General features: G+C 39.5%; 20 protein-coding genes and 1 tRNA gene. 12 read left to right on the top strand and 9 right to left on the bottom strand.

All coding sequences use genetic code 11. The annotated features are described in order from the left end of the window. Positions 1-87: 87 nt before the first annotated feature. Both LKF16_RS11180 and LKF16_RS11175 read right to left on the bottom strand, forming a co-directional pair. Positions 88-161 (bottom strand) — tRNA-Thr (locus tag LKF16_RS11180). A 49-nt stretch (positions 162-210) separates the two neighbouring features. Continuing rightward, a complete protein-coding gene (locus LKF16_RS11175) occupies positions 211-732 on the bottom strand; it encodes an HdeD family acid-resistance protein (protein WP_291471435.1) in 522 nt (173 codons plus the stop codon). Between the two features lie 119 nt (positions 733-851). On the opposite strand from LKF16_RS11175, the gene LKF16_RS11170 reads away from it, so the two are divergent. Beyond that, complete coding sequence (locus tag LKF16_RS11170; RefSeq protein WP_291471437.1) at positions 852-1,526, top strand: metal-dependent transcriptional regulator; 675 nt, start codon at positions 852-854, stop codon at positions 1,524-1,526. Positions 1,527-1,733: 207 nt separating this feature from the next. After that, entirely contained in the window at positions 1,734-3,503 is a 1,770-nt protein-coding gene (locus LKF16_RS11165; RefSeq protein ID WP_291471439.1) for an oleate hydratase, read from the top strand. An 81-nt stretch (positions 3,504-3,584) separates the two neighbouring features. Here LKF16_RS11165 and LKF16_RS11160 read toward each other — a convergent pair whose 3' ends face one another. From LKF16_RS11160 to LKF16_RS11145, 4 genes are read right to left on the bottom strand one after another with little or no spacing between them, the layout of a single operon-like run. After that, positions 3,585-4,397, bottom strand: a complete 813-nt coding sequence (locus tag LKF16_RS11160) for a DUF975 family protein (RefSeq protein WP_291471442.1) — start codon at positions 4,395-4,397, stop codon at positions 3,585-3,587. A gap of 54 nt (positions 4,398-4,451) precedes the next feature. After that, positions 4,452-5,474 carry a hypothetical protein gene (locus LKF16_RS11155; protein WP_291471444.1) on the bottom strand — a complete coding sequence of 341 codons (1,023 nt, stop codon included), beginning with the start codon at positions 5,472-5,474 and terminating at the stop codon, positions 4,452-4,454. Then, complete coding sequence (locus tag LKF16_RS11150; protein WP_291471445.1) at positions 5,467-6,129, bottom strand: DUF1700 domain-containing protein; 663 nt, start codon at positions 6,127-6,129, stop codon at positions 5,467-5,469. Before LKF16_RS11150 ends, LKF16_RS11155 begins: the two co-directional genes overlap by 8 nt. Beyond that, positions 6,119-6,436, bottom strand: coding sequence for a PadR family transcriptional regulator (locus tag LKF16_RS11145; RefSeq protein WP_291471447.1), 318 nt, complete (start codon positions 6,434-6,436; stop codon positions 6,119-6,121). The genes LKF16_RS11150 and LKF16_RS11145 overlap by 11 nt, the downstream gene beginning before the upstream one ends. A gap of 775 nt (positions 6,437-7,211) precedes the next feature. On the opposite strand from LKF16_RS11145, the gene LKF16_RS11140 reads away from it, so the two are divergent. The 3 genes from LKF16_RS11140 to LKF16_RS11130 are packed head-to-tail and all read left to right on the top strand — an operon-like array spanning position 7,212 to position 9,388. Beyond that, the gene (locus LKF16_RS11140; RefSeq protein ID WP_434735170.1) at positions 7,212-7,865 is read left to right on the top strand and encodes an amino acid ABC transporter permease; all 654 of its coding nucleotides are present in this window, start codon (positions 7,212-7,214) and stop codon (positions 7,863-7,865) included. Positions 7,866-7,882: 17 nt separating this feature from the next. Further along, complete coding sequence (locus LKF16_RS11135; protein ID WP_291471449.1) at positions 7,883-8,524, top strand: amino acid ABC transporter ATP-binding protein; 642 nt, start codon at positions 7,883-7,885, stop codon at positions 8,522-8,524. A gap of 12 nt (positions 8,525-8,536) precedes the next feature. Beyond that, positions 8,537-9,388: an amino acid ABC transporter substrate-binding protein gene (locus tag LKF16_RS11130; protein ID WP_291471450.1), complete on the top strand. Its 852-nt coding sequence runs from the start codon at positions 8,537-8,539 to the stop codon at positions 9,386-9,388. A 260-nt stretch (positions 9,389-9,648) separates the two neighbouring features. On the opposite strand, the gene LKF16_RS11125 is transcribed toward LKF16_RS11130, so the two are convergent. Both LKF16_RS11125 and LKF16_RS11120 read right to left on the bottom strand, forming a co-directional pair. After that, the gene (locus LKF16_RS11125; RefSeq protein WP_291471451.1) at positions 9,649-10,788 is read right to left on the bottom strand and encodes an AI-2E family transporter; all 1,140 of its coding nucleotides are present in this window, start codon (positions 10,786-10,788) and stop codon (positions 9,649-9,651) included. A 101-nt stretch (positions 10,789-10,889) separates the two neighbouring features. Further along, a complete protein-coding gene (locus tag LKF16_RS11120; protein ID WP_291471453.1) occupies positions 10,890-11,528 on the bottom strand; it encodes a GNAT family N-acetyltransferase in 639 nt (212 codons plus the stop codon). A gap of 613 nt (positions 11,529-12,141) precedes the next feature. Here LKF16_RS11120 and LKF16_RS11115 point away from each other — a divergent pair. The 7 genes from LKF16_RS11115 to LKF16_RS11085 all read left to right on the top strand — a co-directional run bounded on the left by LKF16_RS11115 (position 12,142) and on the right by LKF16_RS11085 (position 19,732). Beyond that, positions 12,142-12,615, top strand: coding sequence for a nucleoside 2-deoxyribosyltransferase (locus LKF16_RS11115; protein ID WP_291471455.1), 474 nt, complete (start codon positions 12,142-12,144; stop codon positions 12,613-12,615). A gap of 33 nt (positions 12,616-12,648) precedes the next feature. After that, on the top strand, positions 12,649-13,206 hold the full coding sequence (locus tag LKF16_RS11110; protein WP_291471457.1) for a TetR/AcrR family transcriptional regulator: 558 nt from the start codon (positions 12,649-12,651) through the stop codon (positions 13,204-13,206). 114 nt (positions 13,207-13,320) lie between these two features. Beyond that, positions 13,321-16,077 carry an efflux RND transporter permease subunit gene (locus LKF16_RS11105; protein WP_291471459.1) on the top strand — a complete coding sequence of 919 codons (2,757 nt, stop codon included), beginning with the start codon at positions 13,321-13,323 and terminating at the stop codon, positions 16,075-16,077. 138 nt (positions 16,078-16,215) lie between these two features. Then, positions 16,216-17,478: a replication-associated recombination protein A gene (locus tag LKF16_RS11100; protein ID WP_291471461.1), complete on the top strand. Its 1,263-nt coding sequence runs from the start codon at positions 16,216-16,218 to the stop codon at positions 17,476-17,478. A gap of 144 nt (positions 17,479-17,622) precedes the next feature. Beyond that, positions 17,623-18,840, top strand: a complete 1,218-nt coding sequence (locus LKF16_RS11095) for an MFS transporter (protein ID WP_291471463.1) — start codon at positions 17,623-17,625, stop codon at positions 18,838-18,840. Positions 18,841-18,912: 72 nt separating this feature from the next. Beyond that, positions 18,913-19,506 carry an NAD(P)H-dependent oxidoreductase gene (locus LKF16_RS11090; protein ID WP_291471465.1) on the top strand — a complete coding sequence of 198 codons (594 nt, stop codon included), beginning with the start codon at positions 18,913-18,915 and terminating at the stop codon, positions 19,504-19,506. A gap of 88 nt (positions 19,507-19,594) precedes the next feature. Further along, positions 19,595-19,732 carry a hypothetical protein gene (locus LKF16_RS11085; RefSeq protein WP_291472726.1) on the top strand — a complete coding sequence of 46 codons (138 nt, stop codon included), beginning with the start codon at positions 19,595-19,597 and terminating at the stop codon, positions 19,730-19,732. 333 nt (positions 19,733-20,065) lie between these two features. On the opposite strand, the gene LKF16_RS11080 is transcribed toward LKF16_RS11085, so the two are convergent. Then, positions 20,066-20,620: a helix-turn-helix domain-containing protein gene (locus LKF16_RS11080; RefSeq protein WP_291471467.1), complete on the bottom strand. Its 555-nt coding sequence runs from the start codon at positions 20,618-20,620 to the stop codon at positions 20,066-20,068. Positions 20,621-20,668: the final 48 nt, after the last annotated feature.

Genomic DNA, 20,668 nt, shown 5'->3' with positions numbered 1-20,668 from the left:
CTCCGACTGCATGTGTGGAATCGCGGATACCCTTCGGGTCTTCGCGTTTAGAGCGCCTAAGTGTCGAAGACACAAGGCGCTCTAGAAAGCCATCTATCGGACTTGAACCGACGACCCCCACCTTACCATGGTGATGCTCTACCTAACTGAGCTAAGATGGCATTACATCTAGTATTTTAGCAAATATATACTAGGTGTAAAAGAATTAACTTAAAATGCTTCAAATATTTCTGAAATACCTGTTGCAATGAAGAAAAATGCTAGCATGAAGACTATGAATCCTCCTGCTAATACTGGGTTGAATAATAAGATGATGGCGAACAATAAACTAAAGCAAGCCAAGATCACTACCAACCAGTAATATCCTCTTCCAAAGAAACTGTAGAATCTAGCTGTGAATAACTGGAATATAGAATCAATTAAGAACCAAATGGCGAACATATAAATAACCACGTATTCTCCAACATTTAAATTTGCAATTAATAATATACCGACTAAGATATTGATAATAGCTGAAAAAATAGCAAATCCGCTTCCGGTTCCTAAATACTTATTGAGTTGTGAACCGAAACAAAGTTGATATACTCCTCGTAAAATTGCAAAAATTCCTAAGAAGACTGCAATTGTCTTAATACTTGTTAGTGGGTTTGTCATAACTAGATATCCCACATAGATCGAAAATAGTCCTATAATGAAACCAAACCAGTCAAATTTGTGCTTTGAATACTCCATGAATCAGCTCCCCTTTCTGATTTATCTTCTGCATTATTATTTTACCATTTATTGTTACAAAAAATGAGTTATAATAAAGAGACTAAAATTAGTTTTAGGGTACATGAAAGGTAAAAATTTTGTCACCTAACAAAGAAAATTATTTAAAAACCATTTACGAATTAAACTACGACTTCACTAAAGTCACTAATAAACGCATTTCTGAGATCATGAATGTGTCCGCACCTTCAGTTACCGAGATGCTAAACTCTCTTTCATCTGAAGGCTATTTAACGCATTCGCCTTATAATAAAATCGTCCTGACTCAAAAAGGAAAAGACGTTTCTGAACAATTAGTCCGTACTCATCGACTATGGGAAGTGTTCCTCAATAAGTGTCTTAAATATCCAGTTGATTCAGTTCACCATCATGCCGATATCATGGAACATCTTTCTGATGAAGATTTGATGGATCATCTTAACGAGTTTCTCGATCATCCACAAAGATGTCCCCACGGTGGTATCATCCCTGGTAATGGTCATGGCGAAACAGATGCTGATGACAAGTTGCTCAGTATGATTGATGACGATGAAGTAGTTCAAATTGTCCGTTTGTCGGATAACTACGAATTTCTACAATACTTCAATAGTTTGGGATTAAAAATCGATGACCTATTAAAGATTGTTAAGCATAAAAAGTTCGATAATTCCTTGATTGTCGAATTAGAGGACGGTTCAGAAGTTACGATTGGTGCTAAAGCCGTCGATTATATCTTCGTTGAAAAACGCCCACAATCATCATTTCAAGCAAAATAAATAATAGACTGCAGTTACTCAAGTTCATAATTTGAGAAATTGCAGTCTATTTTTTGATTATCATTATTTTAATATAACTATTGCAAACGCTATCAATTGGAACTATATTTTAGATGTAATCACTCACTATCTTTTTATTAGCGAAATATCCAACAATTATAATCAAATCGTGATTATTGGTTTCAACAAATTTAAGAGGTGATTTTTATGTATAGAAGTAATGGTAACTACGAGGCATTTGCAAAACCAGTCAAACCTGAGGGGGTTGACGAAAAATCAGCTTATATCGTCGGTTCTGGTCTAGCTGGACTTGCTGCTGCGACTTTCTTAGTTAGAGATGGCCAAATGAAGGGCGACAAGATCCACTTTTTGGAAGAGTTAGCCCTTCCTGGTGGCAGCATGGATGGTATTTACAATGAGCAAAAAGGCTATATCATCCGTGGTGGACGTGAAATGGAACCACATTTCGAAACTCTTTGGGACATGTTTAGGTCCATCCCATCATTAGAGCATCCTGACGAGTCTGTTTTGGATGAATTTTATCATCTGAACAAGAAAGACCCTAGTTTTTCTAAAGGCAGAGTTATTCAAGACCGTGGGAAGGAATTGCCGACCGAAGGTCAATTAACTCTATCGCAAAAATCTGTCGAAGAACTGTTGAACCTAGCCTTGACGCCTGAAAAAGATTTAGGCGACAAAAAGATCAATGAAGTTTTCTCGAAAGAATTCTTTGAATCAAACTTCTGGCTCTATTGGTCAACTATGTTTGCCTTTGAGCCTTGGGCTAGTGCGATGGAAATGCGTCGTTACATCATGAGATTCGTTCATCATATCGACTCGCTTTCCAACTTATCATCGCTACGCTTCACTAAATACAATCAATACGAATCGCTGATCAAACCAACCGTCGAATTTTTGAAGAGCAAAGGCGTTGACTTTGAATACAATACTCAAGTTAAGAATATCAAGGTCGACACTTCTAACAATCAAAAAGTCGCTAAGACAATCGAACTGATTCAAGACGGTGAAGACAAGACAATTGACTTGACCGAAAATGACCTAGTCTTCGTTACAAATGGTTCGATCACTGAAAGTACCACTTATGGCGACAACAATACCCCTGCCCCAGTTGAGCACCCACTTGGCAACAGCTGGGAACTTTGGGAAAACTTGGCTAAACAAGACGCTGCCTTTGGCCAGCCTGACAAGTTCTGTAAAAATATTCCTGACGCTAACTGGACGATCTCTGGCACGATCACATTTAAAGACGACCGAGTAGTTCCTTATATTCAGGCTATTAGTAAAAAAGATCCACACAGTGGCTCAATCGTAACTAGTGGTCCTGTCAGCATCAAGGATTCAAACTGGCTATATGGCTATTCCATCAGTCGTCAACCTCACTTCAAGGCTCAAAAACCAAATGAGTTGATTGTCTGGGTCTATGGATTGTTCTCAGACCAACCTGGTAACTACATCAAGAAGAAGATCACTGAATGTACTGGTATCGAGCTTTGCGAGGAATTCCTCTATCACATTGGAGTTCCAGAAGACCAGATTAAAGACATCGCTGAAAGTGCTAATACTATCCCTGCACATATGCCATACATCACTTCTTACTTCATGCCTAGACAAGTTGGCGACCGTCCATTAGTTGTCCCAGAAGGCTCAAAGAACTTAGCCTTCATTGGTAACTTTGCCGAGACTGAAAGAGACACCGTCTTCACTACCGAGTACTCAGTCAGAACTGGTATGGAAGCTGTTTATACATTACTAAATGTTGACCGTGGCGTTCCAGAAGTATTTGGTTCAGTCTACGATGCACGTGTACTCATGGACGCCATTTACTACTTGAACGATAAGAAGAAGATCTCTGATCTGAAGTTGTCATTTGGACAAAAGATGGTCGAAAAGAAAGCTATGGAAAAGATCCAAGGAACGTATATCGAGGAATTATTGAAGAACGCTCATCTGCTTTAATTTCTTACGAAACACCCCCTAACGACAAGACAAAAAAACTTGACCGAGATATAATCCTGGTCAAGTTTTTATTTTGTCTGATTAAGCAGCCTGTGAGTTGGCAGCTTCTTTTTTAGCTTCAGAAACTTTGTCATAGAATACTGCAAGAACTGTTTGTTCATAAGGATGCAATACGATCGATAAAATTTCACGTGTGATGAAGTTCAAAATTTCCCAAAGGAATAATTGAATGCAGAGCCATAATAAAGTCCACTTGTAGCCACGCATCAAATTGGAACTTCTGCCTAAAGTCGAGAATACCCGACCAATTCCGACACGCTCTTGGGTTGCAGTATCGTCTTTATAAATGTAAAAACTTTGACTGAACATCAAGAAGAACCAAATACCAGGGATCAAATACAAGGTTGCACCAGTTTCAACGATCAAGTTAAACAAAATCGCTAGGAAAATGATAGCAAAGAAGTAACGACCTGAGAAAACTTGGAACTGATCAGCAATCGTTCTGATTTGATAATCTTGATTGCGATATTTGTCGAGCATCGAATATCCAATCCCGACACAGATCATAAAGAAGAACAAACCTAATGCGAAAACAATGATGCTAGCTTGTGGCGTGATCGATAACGAATACTTCGAAGCCTCGCTAGGATTATTGACGATCGACTGAGAGATCTCAGTCAACTTTTTACTAGCCTCTTGCGGATTCGACAAGCTGACGCCCAAGCTTGATAGCCAGCCTTGATAAACTCTCATTAGGAAAAACATTCCGACAATTCTCATCAAAATAGGAATGATATTTAAAACAATTATCTCTTTAAAATTCTTGCGGAATAATTGCCTTGCTTCTCTGTTAATTTCAGAAACAGAGATTCTCTTAAGATTAGCATTATTCATATAAAACCCTCCGTGATAATGCAATTATAACAAACCTATTATTAAGTAACTAATTTACTTGATACGAATTGCTAGTTTGTCGCCATTAACTCTTAAGATATTTTCCGCCCCAGGATTTGCTTGGTAGACGTGATCATTGGTTGAATCGCCTTGATACTGGATCAAGCCACTTTGATTGCTCAAGTCGACGCCGTCCATGGTTAAATTGTTAGACCTGAAACTACCTTTTTTAATGTAAAAATCATTTTGGTTTATAAGCTTGCTGTCGGAAACTTTAACTGCGGCTAATTGACTAGTAAATTTAACATTATCTAGGATCGAATTTTCTCCGATAACTAACCCACCAGAATTTAAATTGATTTGGCTATTCTTTAAATTGGATTTATGGATGTAAAGCGAAGCGTCATTGAGGTCCAAATAATCATTGTCATTGATATCTTGATAATCTTCGGCATCATCAGAGTCTTCTTCATCCATGTAATCATAAGAAATTATTTTGACATTATTCAAATTAGAATTAAGTATCTCCGTACGAGCGTTATAAGCATCGATTGTTCCCGATTTAAGCACGCGAAGACCCTCTATGAACAAACGACCATCCCCATTGTCAGACATGGGTCTTAAGTTGATAGTTTTGGTTGTTAGATTTGAAAATTGAGTCTTATCAAGACTCAACGTTGCAGTGATGTCATTGAGTTTGGTGTTTCTGGGTATCGAAACGTATATTTCCTGTCTGCCGCTAATAGTAAATCCAGATGATGCGGATTTCCTCGTAATGTATAGCGTATCATTCTTTACCTCGTACTTAGGGATCCGTTTGTCGTCGCCCTTAACTTGAACGCTAAAATGGTTACCAGTGGTCCCATCGCTAGGACCTACGAATACTTCGCCTTCTCCTCCATTAACCTTGATAGAGTGAAATGGTTTAACTTGCTTAGTCTGATCGATTGTCTTGGAGACTTGAAACCCATGATTCCAAATAACATTTTTCGGTGCATTAGTTATCAGGCCGATTGTTGCTAAGATCAAGCCGATAACTAGTAAGTAAACACCCGTTACCATTGCTGTTCTACGCATTATCTTGTTCCTCCTTCACCGGAGTTTTACGCCCATGCAATAATTTTTTCCCGACCCAGCGGAAGAAAATTACTAACATGTCGAATAGCCATTTGCAAAGTGAAATTATAAGTGGAATCAAAATTAGATCTAATCCTAAAACTACAAATGCAGAACCGACATACAAGACAGTGGTCATTGGCGATTGAAATACGACCGCTAGCCCAGCAACAATAGTAATTATCGGTACTATAATGGCCGTTGCAGCTAAGATCAAAGCTACCAATACAAAAAAGAAAACTAGTATAAAAAATATTGCTGCCACTCCAAGTAACAATAGTCCGACTGGAATTAATATCGGAGTCGCAAAAATTGCGACAATGATCATGATGATCATGTTGGCGTTTCGTTTCATTTTCTGATTATCCGAGATATCGCCACTATCTACATGCTGATAATTTTCCTCGGACATCTTGATCGAATAGTCTGCTAAAACTTTTCTAGCCAAGTGCTTCGGCGTCCCCAATTCATTAATAATTGCATCGGATGTTGTAAAATTGCCGTCAATCAAATATTCACGATAAAATTCACTGACGTCTGAACGTTCTAATTCGTCTAGTTGTTTCAAAAATGATGCAAATTCATTGATGTATTCATCAATTGCTTTATTCCCCATCGTTTTCCTCCAATATTTCATCGGTAACAGACTTCAATTCTCGCCAATCTTGTCTGATCTCATTTAAACGTGAAATGCCATCATCCGTTATTTTGTAGTAACGTCGATTACGCCCTTCATACGCTTGATCATAAGTCGTCAACCAGCCCGATTTTTTCAAACGTCTTAAGATCGGATACATTGTGGATTCAGAGATTGGAAAGCTTTGTTGCATCCGTTTAGTGATCGTATAACCGTAGTAGTCCTCTCGACTCAAAAGCGCTAAAACTGAACCTTCTAGGATCTCAGTTGAGGCTTGAATTGCCATATTATTACCTCATTTCTTAATACTATACGACGTATAATATCATCACAACCACAATATAACGTATAAAATAATTCAAGTCAACTACAAATAAATAGATGCTTGACAATAAGTCCTAAAGGACGTACGATTATTTCAACATTTAAACAAGTATAAAAACGATGACAGAAGGTAGCTGAGTTGTCTGGTTCAGAGAGTTGACGGTGGTGAAAAGTCAATGCATTCCTCAGTGAAACACATCTGTAAGTTAAATTTACGAACGGATTTTTCCAAGTAGTATTTTTCGGTAGTTCCGTTATCACTGAAGTTAATGTAACTTCATGAGCCTAGTATCGTGAGATATTAGGGAGTCAGAGGTGGTACCGCGTAAGTCGCCCTCTTGATCCTACCGGATCAGGGGCGATTTTTTTTCTACTCTCACTAGCGCAAAAAGCGCGTAGTGAGAGTAAACGGCGGAGCGTGTAGCGCATGCGGAACCGACGGCGATTCCTTGCATTTCCGCAAAAAGCGCGTAGTGAGAGTAAACCGTGGAGCGTGTAGCGTATGCGGAGCCGACGGCGATTCCTTGCATTTGCAACTTCGTTGCATAGTGAGAGTATACGGCGATGGCACATAGTGACATTCGGCGATTCATTGAATATTTCGTACTCATACATTAACTTCTTAAGGTCAAGGCTGTGAGGTCTTGACAACCATGAGGTGGAACCGCGTCTGTCGCCCTCTTAGTCTTATTTGACTAGGAGGGCTTTTTTTGTACTTATGTTCAAGGGGGATAATTATGCTACATTACATAACTGAAATTTTACCTTCTCTATTAAGTGGTACTTTGATGACACTAAAGATCTTCTTCTGGACTTTAGTAGCATCCCTTCCACTAGGGATCTTAGTTTCTTTAGGTAGAAGCTCGAAATTTAAACCATTAAGTTGGATCTTGTCATTTTATATTTGGGTCATGCGAGGAACTCCACTCTTGCTACAATTGATCTTCGTATTTTATGGCTTACCTAATATGCCATTTTTCCACATCGTCTTCGAAAGATACGATGCTGCATTATTCGCATTCATCTTAAATTACACTGCATATTTTGCAGAAATTTTCCGTGGTGGCTTTGGAGCCATCGATCAAGGACAATATGAAGGTGCCAAAGTCCTTGGCCTCAGCTACTGGCAAACAATTAGAAAAATCGTGGTCCCACAAGTTGTCAAAATCGTTATCCCTTCGATCGGTAACGAAGTCATCAACTTAGTTAAGGACTCGTCATTAGTTTACGTAATTGGTTTAGGCGACTTGCTACGTGCCGGAAACATTGCCAGTTCACGTGATGTAACCTTATTGCCACTAGTCTTAGTCGGAGTAATTTATCTATTATTAACTCTCGTCTGCACTTGGCTACTCAAAGTCGTTGAAAATCACTACAGCTATTACCGCTAAAAATAGGAGGACACAACATGCTTAAATTGGAAAATATCACCAAAAGTTTTAATGGAAAAACAATTTTAAATGACTTGAACGTTGAAGTTCAGGATAATTCAATTCTCAGTATCGTCGGACCTTCTGGAGCAGGTAAAACGACTTTGTTACGTTGTATTGCTGGGCTAGATCGACCAGATTCTGGAAAGTTCATTTTAGACGGAAAAAGTTTTGATCCAGCTGATGACTCAGATACTGAGCAAATCATTGGCGTAGTTTTTCAAGACTTTAATTTGTTCCCACATTTGACCGTCATGGAAAACGTAACTTTAGCACCTACAATGGTGTTAAAAGAAGATAAAAAATCAGCTATCGACAATGCCAAAAGTTTACTGGATGAATTATCATTATCCGATCACGCTGACCAATATCCATTTGAATTATCAGGTGGACAAAAGCAACGTGTCGCTATTGCTCGTGCTCTAGCAATGAAACCAAAGATTCTTTGTTACGACGAACCGACCTCAGCGCTTGACCCTAGTCTTCGTGATGCCGTTGGTAATGTCATCTTGGAATTGAAAAAGACTGGAATTACACAAATCGTCGTAACCCACGATCCAGCTTTTGCAAAAAATATTTCTGATCAAATTCTTGAAGTTAAACCAATCAGCCAAAATTAGGGGGGAGTATATATGAAGAAAAAATTATTTGCAGTCATTACTCTCCTAGCCTGTTTTGCTATGATACTAAGTGCCTGTGGCGACCAAAAATCTGTTGCACAAGAGGCTAATACCACTGACACTTGGTCGACGATTCAAAAACGCCACCGTGTCATCATTGGTCTCGACGATACCTTCGTTCCCATGGGATTTCGTCAAAAAGATGGCAAGCTAGTTGGTTTTGATATCGACTTAGCCAAAGCAGTCTTCAAGCAATATGGCATCGAAGCTGACTTTCAACCAATCGACTGGAACATGAAGGAAACCGAATTACGCAATCGTACGATCGATTTGATCTGGAATGGTTATACGATCACTCCTGAGCGTTCCAAACAGATAGCTTTTTCACGTCCCTACTTAGCTAATCGCCAAGTTTTAGTTACGAAAAAAGCTGACAATATCACTAGTTTCAAAGATATGAAGGGAAAAGTTCTCGGTGTTCAAACTAGTTCATCAGGTGCCAGTTTGTTAGACCAACATCCGAAGATGTTGAAACAATACATAAAGAATCAAACCCCCGTCATGTACGATTCGTTCAATAATGCATTGATGGATCTCGATGCCAAAAGAATTCAAGGGCTATTGATCGATAGTGTTTATGCTAATTACTACATTCAACACGAAAAGGACCCTGCATCATATCGGACGATTGAAGGAGGCTTCACCGGAGAGGACTTCGCAGTCGGAATGCGTAAAGGCGACAAAACAATGAAACGCAAAATAGACGCAGCCTTCCAAAAATTAGCCAACGATGGAGAGCTACAAAAAATCGAGAAAAAGTGGTTCGGAACAGATAGGAACTCGCTAGTAACTCCAAAGGAGTAGAGCGTAAGAATGTCCGGGTGAGGTCAGAGCACAAGGCAAGCCAATACGGAGTGGCGCTCTCCTTGCACTTCGTTCGCAGACTACCGCTAAAAGGTTCTCAGATGATGGCGTCACGCGCTCGCAGTGTTGGATTGACTTGTGTGTCCGCGCTCAGGACCTTTCTTTCGCGTTTCCACTACAAAGATAGAAGCGACCTAAAGATAATAATTCAAAAAAATAGGAACTAACAATCAGATAAAAATCCTTTGTTAGTTCCTTTTTTAATTCTCCAACTCAACGTCAGTCACCTGACTATCAAGTCGTTGATTCACTTTGTTCTTCATCAACTGATAAATCGTAGCGACGACTGGAACTCCGAGCAACATTCCCACAATACCGCTCAGACCACCACCTATCGTGATAGCTGCCAAGACCCAAATACCTGGCAATCCGATCGATGTACCTACCACTCTTGGATAGACGAGGTTACTTTCTAATTGTTGCAAGACAATGATAAATACGATAAACAGTACCGCATTCAATGGCGAGTCGACAGCAATCAATAGGAATCCGACTGCTCCACCCATCCAGGCTCCTAGAATTGGCACTAATGATGTGATACCAACAAAGGCACCAACTGATAAGGCATATGGGAATCTAAAAATGAACATCCCTAATGTACACAAGGTTCCTAAGATGATAGCTTCAGTAACTTGACCAACAATAAAGCTGCTAAACATTTGATTAGTAACGTGCAACACGTATTTAATTTTTTGCAGATGCTTCTCTTTGATGAATGCTCGGCTAGCACGGTCGATCTGCGAACCCAATTTTTCTTTGGTAGCCAAAATATAAACGGCAAATGTCAGCGCCAAAATGAAGTTAAATAAGCCCTTAGCAACTCCAGTTACAATTTTTATGGTTGAACCAAAGACGCCACCTAATCCTGACGTCAAAAATTTCATAACTTTTGATTGTACCGAATTCCAATTAACGTCGATTGATTTCACTTGTTCTGGAATTATTGAGTGGCTGTTGATCTTTTGAGCGAAGTTCGCTACATCATTGAAAAACGCCGGAATCGATTTGAAAAAGCTCGTCAGCGCACTAATAAACTGCGGAAGAACTAACCGGAATACTCCTGAGATTACCAAAATAACAATTAACAAGGCTATCAGAATAACTATTCCGCGACGGCTTTTTTGCAGCCAATGCCACTTGGTGTTTGGAAAAAAATGTTTCTCCAGTTTTACACAAATAAGATTTAGTACATAGGCTAAAATTGCACCTAAAATTAATGGCATCATGACGCCTAATAGATTCAGAAATACTTGGTAGACCCATGTTGGATAGATCAATAATACTAATATCAGTACGACTAACAGGCCATACTTGGTAATATTTTTGCGATTCAGTTCCACGGCTAGTTCCTCCCTCAACTTTCTAAATAATATATCATATAAGAAGAATGCGATATACAGCAAAAAAGGGTTACTGACGTTGATTTCAGTAACCCTTTTACTTAATTTAGATTTGAATGACTCACGATGTAAAATTCTTCTTGGCTAGGTTGCCAACGCTTTTCCTTTGGTTTGAAATTAGCATCGAATTTGTCGATCTGCGTCTCGTCCACTTCAAATGCTGGACTTTCTCGGTAAATCCAATTATGACCGTCTAAGGCTCCATCTGCCAATTCCTTGACCAACATGGCTGTTGGCGAAGTGCCATTGGCAATTTTTACGTTATGGCGTTTGCAGCTGACAAAACCGCGTGCAACATAATTAGCTGCCATTCCAAAAATCACGATTGCATCGTAGCCGAGTTCGCGTGCAATTTCAAACGAGCGTTCCATCAATCTTTTTCCATAGCCTTTTCGTTGATACTCAGGTGCGATACAGACAGGTCCAAACGTCAAAATAGTTTTGTCATTCCCATCATCATCAGTCAATTTAGACTTGGTATACATGATATTTCCAATGACTTGTCCGTCCAATTCGATCACCAGGTCCAATTGAGGAATAAAATCTTCATGAGATCGAATCATGTGGGCAATATAATGTTCGCCACATCCAGGAACGTAGAGATTCCAAAATGCGTCACGCGTTATTTCTTCGACTAATCGATAGTCATCAGTTTTCTCTTCTCTAATATTTATTGTCAATTTAATACTCCTTAATACTTGGTAGTCCCCTGTGCGTATATTTTTGCAAAAGGTTCAATGCGTGGAATCGCAACGTCTTTCGGAGCGTTGCGTTAAGTTAGAGTACACGATCTTTGCGTGTCAAAACCTAAACCATGGGATCGCAACGTCCTTTCGGAGCGTTCCGTCAAGTTAGAGTACGCACCTTGTTGCTAAAACATAAAGCGTGGAATCGCAACGTCCTTTCGGAGCGTTGCGTTAAGTTAGAGTATGCGCTCTTTGCGCTACTCTAACTAAAAAAATAGCCATACTGACATTGTATCAGCATGGCTACACCCCTTTAAATTACAAAATAAACAATAGCACTGCAACAAAAATCCCTAATACTGCAATGTAGTTAATTTTTCTTTTCTTCTTGAAGTCTTTACGACTTAAACGACATACGCTACCTTTATTCATCATGATGACTACCTCCGTGCTTTAACCTACTTAGTTATAACACGAGAGATTGTGAATGTGAGCCAAAGTTGCTCGATTTAATTAGACAAAAATATCCCTGTAACATTCCCTTAATATTACACTACATGACGTGTTTTGTGTATAATATAATTGTGCCAAACAAAGGAGAATAAAAATGAGCAAACTAAACCGAGTATATTTAGCTGGTCCGTTTTTTAGCGACCAACAAAAAGAGCGCTTAGATAAGATTCAAGCCCTTCTCAAGCAAAACGACACGATCGGGGACATTTTCCGTCCTGGTAAAGATGAATACACCGATGCCGAATTTGGCTCATTCGAATGGCAAACAGCCGTATTCAAACACGATATTAACAACATTAATATGTCTGATGTCGTCGTCGCAGAACTTGACTACAAACTTGAAGAACAATTAAGCGAGCCCGATTCAGGAACTGCTTGGGAATGTGGATATGCATTTGCCAACAACGTCCCTGTTATCGGAGTCCGTTTTGACGAGGCTCCACCACTAAACCTAATGTTAGCTGGCAGCTTGACTGCTTTTTACAATGGCGAATCAAGCATCAGCAAATTAAAGGATTATGATTTTAACGTTTTAATGACTAGATACGAAAACATCAAAGTGTTTTAGGTTGAATAATTTCAACAAATGAGGAGGAAACTTATGTCGCAAGTAACTGAGAGAACGCAAAAGACTATTATCACCGCAATGATATCATTACTCGAAAAGAAACCTTTTGACAAAATCACTGTGGGGAATATTTGTACTGAATCACAAATAAATCACAGTACGTTCTATCGATACTTTAACGACAAGTTTGCCTTATTGCATGCTGTTTTCGAATTTCTATTGGATGACCTATTAAAAGAGAGTCTTTCGACTGAATCGATCATTACCCAAATTGCTGATTTTATCGGCAAGAACAACGATTTTATGCGACACGTTTCGCCGCAGTATCAGACACGTGCAAATTTATATCCAGAATTCCGTCTAATTTTAAAGGATATTGTGACTAGAAAGTACGAAAACTCTGAAAGTGCTGATGATGATCCTTTGATCATCATGATCCGGAATTCAGACACTCCGGAATTGATGATCAGTCTCATCGTCGGTGCACTGGTTGGGGTCGTCGAGTATCTCGAAGACAATGACTTTAAGATTCCAAAGGATGAATTTACATCGTTTACCGAAGACTTTTTCAGAAAATGGGTCGAAAAATGAAACAAAATGAGGTAGTTGTCTTATTTTAAGAGGACTGCCTCTTTTTGTACCTTAAAAACAAGTATATTAATGGTACACTATTCAGCATGAGATATTGGAGGGAATGAGATTATTATGCAGAAATTTTTCACTATGCTCAGTAATAGTGTCCACAAACATGCCAAATTGTGGATCACTTTTATTGCAGTAGTTACTATTGTTCTTGCATTTGGTTTACCGAGGATCCAAATGAAGTTCAGTAATGATGTCTTTGTTAATCCTAATTCCAAGGCTTACAAAGATACATCGACCTACCAAAAGAACTTTGGTGGCGATGCAGTTTACGTTATGGTAAGTGGCAAACAAGACGATGTCTTGTCGCAACAGAATATGAAGAAACTTGCTAAGTTAGATAAGAAACTCAGCAAGATGGACAATGTTCGTTCAACGACAAATATCGTTAACTTACTAAACGATGAGATGGGTCAAATTAAAAAGAATCCATCTGCAGCTCAAAACATGTCAGGTTTGAATTTGAACCTAACACCTAAGGCTGAAAAAGATTTAATGGCAAACTTGAGCAACTCTGATAAGAGTAAATTGATGACTCAAGTTCAAAGTGGTTTAACTACCGAACAACAAGCACAAGTGCAAACTTATGTTACTGGTATTTTAACTGATGCTCAAAAGCAACAAGTTGCTGCTGCTCAACAACAGGCACAAGCTCAAATTGCCCAATTGCCTGCTGCACAACAACAAGCTGCTGCTGCTGAGATGACTAGCCAACAATCAAGTACTTTGATGGGTATGTTGACTGATGCCCAAAAGCAACAAGTTCAAGCTTACACGTTGACATTGATCAATGATCAACAAAAACAAGCTTTGACTGCTGCAGTTCTACCTATGATTCCTAAGGTTCAAAACATGTCAAACGCATTATTGCGTGACATTCTCTTAAGCGACAATGGCAAAGTTCCATCAGCCATTCAACAACTTTTGCCTAAGAATGGTAAACATACTATTTTGATGGTAAATACTAAGAGTACAACAGATATGAACACCAACGTTAAATTAATGAATGATGTTCATAAAGCTGTTAACGAAGCTGGATTCAGCAGCAAGGTCAAAGTAAGAACTGCTGGTAACCCAGTTGTTATCGGACAAGTTAAGAACGTTGTTATTCAAAACATGGCTATCATGGTCGTAATCGCTGTTATCATTATGATCATCATCTTAGCCTTGATCTTCCCAGTTAGAAGAAGAATCTTACCATTATTCTTTGTTTTGATTGGTATGATCTGGACATTCGGTGCTATGGGTTGGTTCAACCTACCTATCACACTGGCAACTATGGCTACACTACCTATTATTATCGGACTGGGAACCGACTTCGGTGTTCAGTTCCAGAACCGTTACGAAGATGAGTACCGACAAACTGAAGATTCAGAAGGATCTATCAAGTTGTCAATTACTAAGATGGGACCAGCTGTTGGTATTGCTGTGATCGTTATGATCTTCAGTTTCTTGACAATGTTCCTATCAAAAGCACCTATGATGCAACAATTCGGTGTCACACTAGCACTTGGTGTCTTCTGTGCTTACATCGTTGAGTTCTTCATGATGTTCTCAACATTTACTTTGATCGACAAGTCAGACAAGGCTCATGAGAAGTTTGTTAAGAAAAATGAAGCTAGAACAGCTAAACACAATGGACAAGATACAACTCGTCTATCACAATGGCTTGGAAGCTATGCACGTTTCATTACTAAACATGCTGGATGGGTCTTTGCCATCGCTGTTGTTCTTGGTGGTTTAGGTTTCGCTGTTGAACATAACATCAACACTGAAACAGATATTATGAAGATGATTCCTCAAAACATGAGTGAATTACAAAATACTAAATATCTTCAAAAACAAGTTGGTTCAACTGTCTACATCGATTACCTCGTTAAGGGTAACGACGTTAGAAAAGCTGATACGATCAAGAAGATCAACAAACTTGGTAACCAAGAAAAAGATAAGTATAAAGATATTACCGGCGTTACAAGTCTTTCATCTACTTATAAACAATTAGGCGGAGACTTCAACGCTAGTCAATCAACAATCAATACTGGAATTAGCAATATTCCTAAGTCATTGAAGCAAACTGTTATCAGTGACAACAATAATTACGCTACGATCCAATTCAAGATCGACCAACATCTATCAACTAAGGATCAACAAAAGTTGATGGATAAGATCGATAAAGATATTGGTGGAAATCACAACGGCTTACAAATCGCACCAGCCGGACTACAAGTTATGATGCTTATCGGTATCGATAATGTTACATCAAACCACAACTTGATCATGTTCGCCGGTCTAGCAATTATCTTCATTGTCTTGCTACTTGTATACCGTGAATTCCGTCTAGCTATTTACCCAGTGCTTCCTATCCTAGTTGTTCTTGGTCTATCACCATTAACTCTATGGTTGATGCACACATCATATAACCCAGTTACAATTGCCTTGAGTTCATTAGTTCTTGGTATTGGTACTGAGTTTACGATCTTGATACTTGAGAGGTACCGAGAAGAGCGACTCAACAATGTTACGCGTGAAAAAGCTATCATTGATGCCGTATCGAAGGTTGGACAAGCTATTACAGTTTCTGGTCTAACTGTTATCGGTGGATTCTCAGCTATCATGTTCGCAAGTTTCCCTGTTCTTCGTTCATTCGGACTTATCACTGTTCTAGATACTGCTTACTCACTAATCAGTGCCTTGACAGTCTTACCTGCCCTAGTTTACTTATTCAGAAATAGAAAAGAAGACCGTGAACTAGAAGCAGCTAACGCAGCCAAAGCTGCCGATAAAAAAGACGACAAAGAAGAACCAGCAACAGATAAATAGTCGTTTAGACTTACCGAAATAGCATCCTCAACTGAGGGTGCTTTTTTTATTGAAAAAGTGGTTAAAACTAACTAATTTATTAATCAGGTGTAAATTATAGGTAATTGATTAAAATTTTTTCGATGAAAGGAATTTATCTTGGCATTCAAAACACCTTTGGCTGATAAGATTCGGCCGCAAGAACTTGATCAGGTCGTTGGCCAACCTGAGTTGCTCAAGCCTGGTCAACCGCTTCGACAAATAATTGACCAACACGTCAACATCCCATTGTTGCTATGGGGACCACCCGGCACCGGCAAAACCACCTTGGCAAAAATCATTGCTAAACAGTACAACTATCCCTTTGAATCATTCAACGCCTCAACCGATAATAAGGCTAAATTAACTGAGCAGATCAACCTTCATCCCTATGACTCGTTCGTCCTATTGATCGATGAGATCCACCGGATGACTAAGACATTGCAGGATTTCCTTTTGCCATACTTAGAAAATGGACACATCATGCTGATTGGTTCGACGACCGAAAATCCAATCATGTCGATTGTTCCAGCTATTCGCTCCAGATCGCAGATTTTTGAATTCAAATCACTCTCAGAATCAGATATCATCATCATGCTACAACGAGCTGTTGATGAGGTTTATCAACTTGATAAAGAGCAAATCGAACCAGAGGCACTTAAACTTATCGCAATTTCAGCAGATGGAGACTTGAGAATTGGATTAAATACCTTAGAAACACTGCATGCGATCGAACCCAATAAATTAACCGTCGACAATGTTAAAAAATTTGCTCAGCAACAACACTTTAACTACGACAAAAAGGCCACCAAACACTATGATTATTTGGCAGCCTACTCTGACTCTATGGCTGGATCAGACACTGATGCAGCTTTGTATTACCTGACAATCCTGTTGAAAAACGACGACTTACCTTCAGTCGTTCGTAGATTGCGAGAGATCCCCTACACTTATATTGGCTTGGCTAATCCACAACAGGTCACCCAAATAGTTGTCGCCGCAAATCAAGCCGAAAAAGTCGGCATGCCGAAGGCTAAATACCCACTGATGTTTGCCACAATGTTGATGTGTATCTCTCCGAAATCAGGCTCATTTGATGAGGCTTGGGAACTGTTGGATGAAGACACGAAACATCCTAACGAACATCCTATGCCTCGAGGATTAAGAGACATGCACTACAAGCACTCTGAAGAGATCACCGGTGGCGGCTTGATCGATTCGCCGTTCCAGTCACCCAAACAAATCGCTAAACAAAATTACATGCCGAAGGGATTAGAGGGCAAACGCTATTATTATCCCAAAGACAATGCCAATGAGAAAAAGCTAGGCGACCAATATTTGAAGCTCCACAAGTACATTTATGAACAAGATTATAAAAAATAAACATAGAAAAACTTTTTCAAAATTCATGACTGATTTTTGAAGATTATCGCCACATTTCATTGCACTAACTAAAATTGTCTGATACGTTATTATATGAATCAAAATAAAGAACGCCTGTGAGCGTTCATTTTGGAGGACAATTTAATGAAAATAGCTACAACTGCACAATCAGACCATCTAGATAGCTACCAGAAAAAAGTGGTTGCTTCCACAACTGCTGGGTTCGGATTGGAAAATATGGACATCATGTTCTTGAGTTTTGCCCTATCTTCCATCATTGCTGAACTTCACATCAGTGGAACGCAAGCGGGATTAATTTCCACGATCACTAATATTGGTATGTTACTAGGTGGTATTTTTTTTGGAATTTTAGCCGATCGAATCGGTAGAATCAAAACCTTTACTTACACGATTTTTATTTTTGCAATCGCTACTGGGGCAATGTACTTTGCCAACGACCTAACTTCTATCTATATCTGCAGATTCTTAGCAGGTATCGGTGGTGGTGGCGAGTACGGTATCGGAATGACCGTCCTTGCAGAAAGTTTCTCTAAGAACAAATTAGGACGTATCTCTTCTTGGGTCGGTATGGCTGGACAGATCGGTGCTATCGTTGCCACTGTTTTAGCAACCTTGATCATTCCTCGATTAGGCTGGCACGCTCTGTTCCTATTCGGTATCATCCCAGTCTTCATCATTTTCTTCATTCGTCGCCACTTAAAGGAAAGCGACACTTTCATTAAAGCCTCTAAAGAAAAGCACGGCAGCGTCAAAGAACTTTTTGAAACACCAAAGATCGCATATCAAACTTTTGCACTAATGATCATGGCCATCGTCCAAATCGCTGGATACTTCGGTTTAATGAACTGGCTACCAACTATCATGCAAAAACAAATGAACTTGCAAGTTGCCAGTTCAACTTGGATGATTGCGACCATTTTAGGAATGTGTGCAGGAATGTTCACCTTTGGTTGGATCTTAGACACCCTAGGACCACGTTTAGCCTTTGGAATCTTTTTAGTCTGTTCAGCAATTGGTGTCTTCGTACTAACATTGCCAAATAACATGTTGACACTAGTCATCGCCGGTGCCATCGTTGGTTACTTCTCAAACGGAATGTTTGCCGGATACGGAGCTGTAGTTAGTCACTTGTACCCCACCGAGATCAGAGCAACCGCCAACAACGTCATCATGAACACCGGACGCTGCATCGGAGGATTCTCAAGTCTAGCAATCGGCTGGATCTTGGACAATCACAACGTAATGACAGTAATGATCTTCATCTCAGCACTATACGTCATCAGTTTGGTAGCCATGCTATCAATCAGTAATTTAAGACAAGTAAATTATAAGAAGTTTTAAACCCATCCTGGCTGAACAATCAGTCAGGATTTTTTGTTACACTGAAAGTAACTAATCAACGGAGGAGCAGCCATGAAAGTCATAATCTACACACATCCATACCAAGAAAGTTTCAATCACGCCATCCTCGAACAAATGGAAAAAATCTACGCAGAGCAAGGCCAAGATTACCAAGTAATCGACCTATACAAAGACAATTTTCAGCCAGTACTAACCGCCGAGCAATTAAAAATCTACAGCAGCGGCAAGACCTCAGACCCACTAGTAAAACATTATCAAGAACTAATAAAGCAAGCAGACGAATTAACCTTCGTCTACCCAATCTGGTGGCACAATTATCCAGCCATGCTAAAAGGCTTCTTCGACAGAGTAATGCTGCACGGATTCGCCTACGAATCAAACGATGAAATCCCTTGGCAAGGACTACTGACCTACATCAATAAATGCACAGTAATCACCACATCCACCATCACCAAACAATATCTAGAAGAAGAATGCGGCAACCCAATCCAAAACACCTTCATCAACCGCACACTAGCAGACGTAGGAATATCACCAGAAAAAAGCAATTGGATCCACTACGGCAAAGTAGATCTAACACCAAGAGAAGAACATGATAAGTTCTTAGATAACCTATCAAATTTATATAAGAATGGCCAAAAATAAAAAAACAGACAAAATAAGACCGCAACCTCACGAAAAATCAGAGTGAAGTTGCGGTCTTTTTCAATATGAATAATAACCAAACAATTAAATGAAGTATGAACACGTAAGTAATGCGAAGCATGACTTAGTAACCAAGAAGCAAGGCAAGTTTAGACTAATCAAAAATGGCACGCAAGCGATGCGAAGCATCACTAAGAAACACGCAAAGAAACCAAATTTAGACTAATCAAAAATGGCACGCAAGCGATGCGAAGAACCACTGAGAAACACGCGAACAAACCAAGTTTAGACTAAACTAAGGCATACCAGGACAACCATAGCATACCCTTTTTCAAAAAAAATTTATGGAGTTTGAACTAAACCAGACTAGGTGGAGGGCGGAAAGCGATGCCCGGCTCAGTAGTGGGGTGATTGTTTGCCGGCGATGACGACGGCTTACAATCAAATTCAGCTTTGAGATTTTTTCGGTCTTTGAAAAAAGCTCAAAGTGGATTCACTACGTTCCAGACGACAAGGCAATCGCTTTCCGCCCTCCACCGGCAGTGAACCTCCCGCCAACCTACTTAGTAGGATAAAAGTTAATCAACATAACCTTCAAAACACCATCACCCGAATTAGTGTAAACATGCTTACCCATCGGATCAAACGAAATAGCATCATCCGCATCCACAACCAAATCCTCATCATGCACCCTCAAAGTCAACTGCCCCTCAAGCACCATCAAATACTCTTCAGACTCGTGAGAATGCTCAATCGAAGTATAGCTATCCCCATGATCCAGCTCCACTTGAAACATCTCAAAATTACGATGCGGCATACTTTGAAAATAATCGTACAACCGATAATGACCATCATTAGCCGACTGATAAATCGCCTCGTCCTTTTTAACAATCGTAAACCGAGCAGCAGGTTGCTCCATCAACAAAGTATAAGGAATATCCAAACCAGTACAAATTTTCCACAACGTATTAATAGTAGGATTAGTCGTACCTTTTTCGATCTGTGACAGCATCCCCTTGCTTACGCCAGATGACTTAGCCAATTGATCCAAAGTAACATGTTTTTCGTCGCGAATTCTTTTTAAATTAGTTGCGACAACTTGATTAATATCCAAATTATAAAACTCCTAATAATTTATTTGACATTATGATTGGTTCTCGGT

This window comes from Companilactobacillus sp. (assembly GCF_022484265.1).
Lineage (GTDB): Bacteria > Bacillota > Bacilli > Lactobacillales > Lactobacillaceae > Companilactobacillus.
This window is presented reverse-complemented; position numbering and strand designations above follow the sequence as displayed.

Coding starts and splice junctions, on each gene's coding strand:
- LKF16_RS11175 (WP_291471435.1), bottom strand. CDS start 732: ATGGAGTATTCAAAGCACAAATTTGACTGGTTTGGTTTCATTATAGGA.
- LKF16_RS11165 (WP_291471439.1), top strand. CDS start 1,734: ATGTATAGAAGTAATGGTAACTACGAGGCATTTGCAAAACCAGTCAAA.
- LKF16_RS11160 (WP_291471442.1), bottom strand. CDS start 4,397: ATGAATAATGCTAATCTTAAGAGAATCTCTGTTTCTGAAATTAACAGA.
- LKF16_RS11155 (WP_291471444.1), bottom strand. CDS start 5,474: ATGCGTAGAACAGCAATGGTAACGGGTGTTTACTTACTAGTTATCGGC.
- LKF16_RS11150 (WP_291471445.1), bottom strand. CDS start 6,129: ATGGGGAATAAAGCAATTGATGAATACATCAATGAATTTGCATCATTT.
- LKF16_RS11145 (WP_291471447.1), bottom strand. CDS start 6,436: ATGGCAATTCAAGCCTCAACTGAGATCCTAGAAGGTTCAGTTTTAGCG.
- LKF16_RS11140 (WP_434735170.1), top strand. CDS start 7,212: ATGCTACATTACATAACTGAAATTTTACCTTCTCTATTAAGTGGTACT.
- LKF16_RS11135 (WP_291471449.1), top strand. CDS start 7,883: ATGCTTAAATTGGAAAATATCACCAAAAGTTTTAATGGAAAAACAATT.
- LKF16_RS11130 (WP_291471450.1), top strand. CDS start 8,537: ATGAAGAAAAAATTATTTGCAGTCATTACTCTCCTAGCCTGTTTTGCT.
- LKF16_RS11115 (WP_291471455.1), top strand. CDS start 12,142: ATGAGCAAACTAAACCGAGTATATTTAGCTGGTCCGTTTTTTAGCGAC.
- LKF16_RS11110 (WP_291471457.1), top strand. CDS start 12,649: ATGTCGCAAGTAACTGAGAGAACGCAAAAGACTATTATCACCGCAATG.
- LKF16_RS11105 (WP_291471459.1), top strand. CDS start 13,321: ATGCAGAAATTTTTCACTATGCTCAGTAATAGTGTCCACAAACATGCC.
- LKF16_RS11095 (WP_291471463.1), top strand. CDS start 17,623: ATGAAAATAGCTACAACTGCACAATCAGACCATCTAGATAGCTACCAG.
- LKF16_RS11090 (WP_291471465.1), top strand. CDS start 18,913: ATGAAAGTCATAATCTACACACATCCATACCAAGAAAGTTTCAATCAC.
- LKF16_RS11085 (WP_291472726.1), top strand. CDS start 19,595: ATGAAGTATGAACACGTAAGTAATGCGAAGCATGACTTAGTAACCAAG.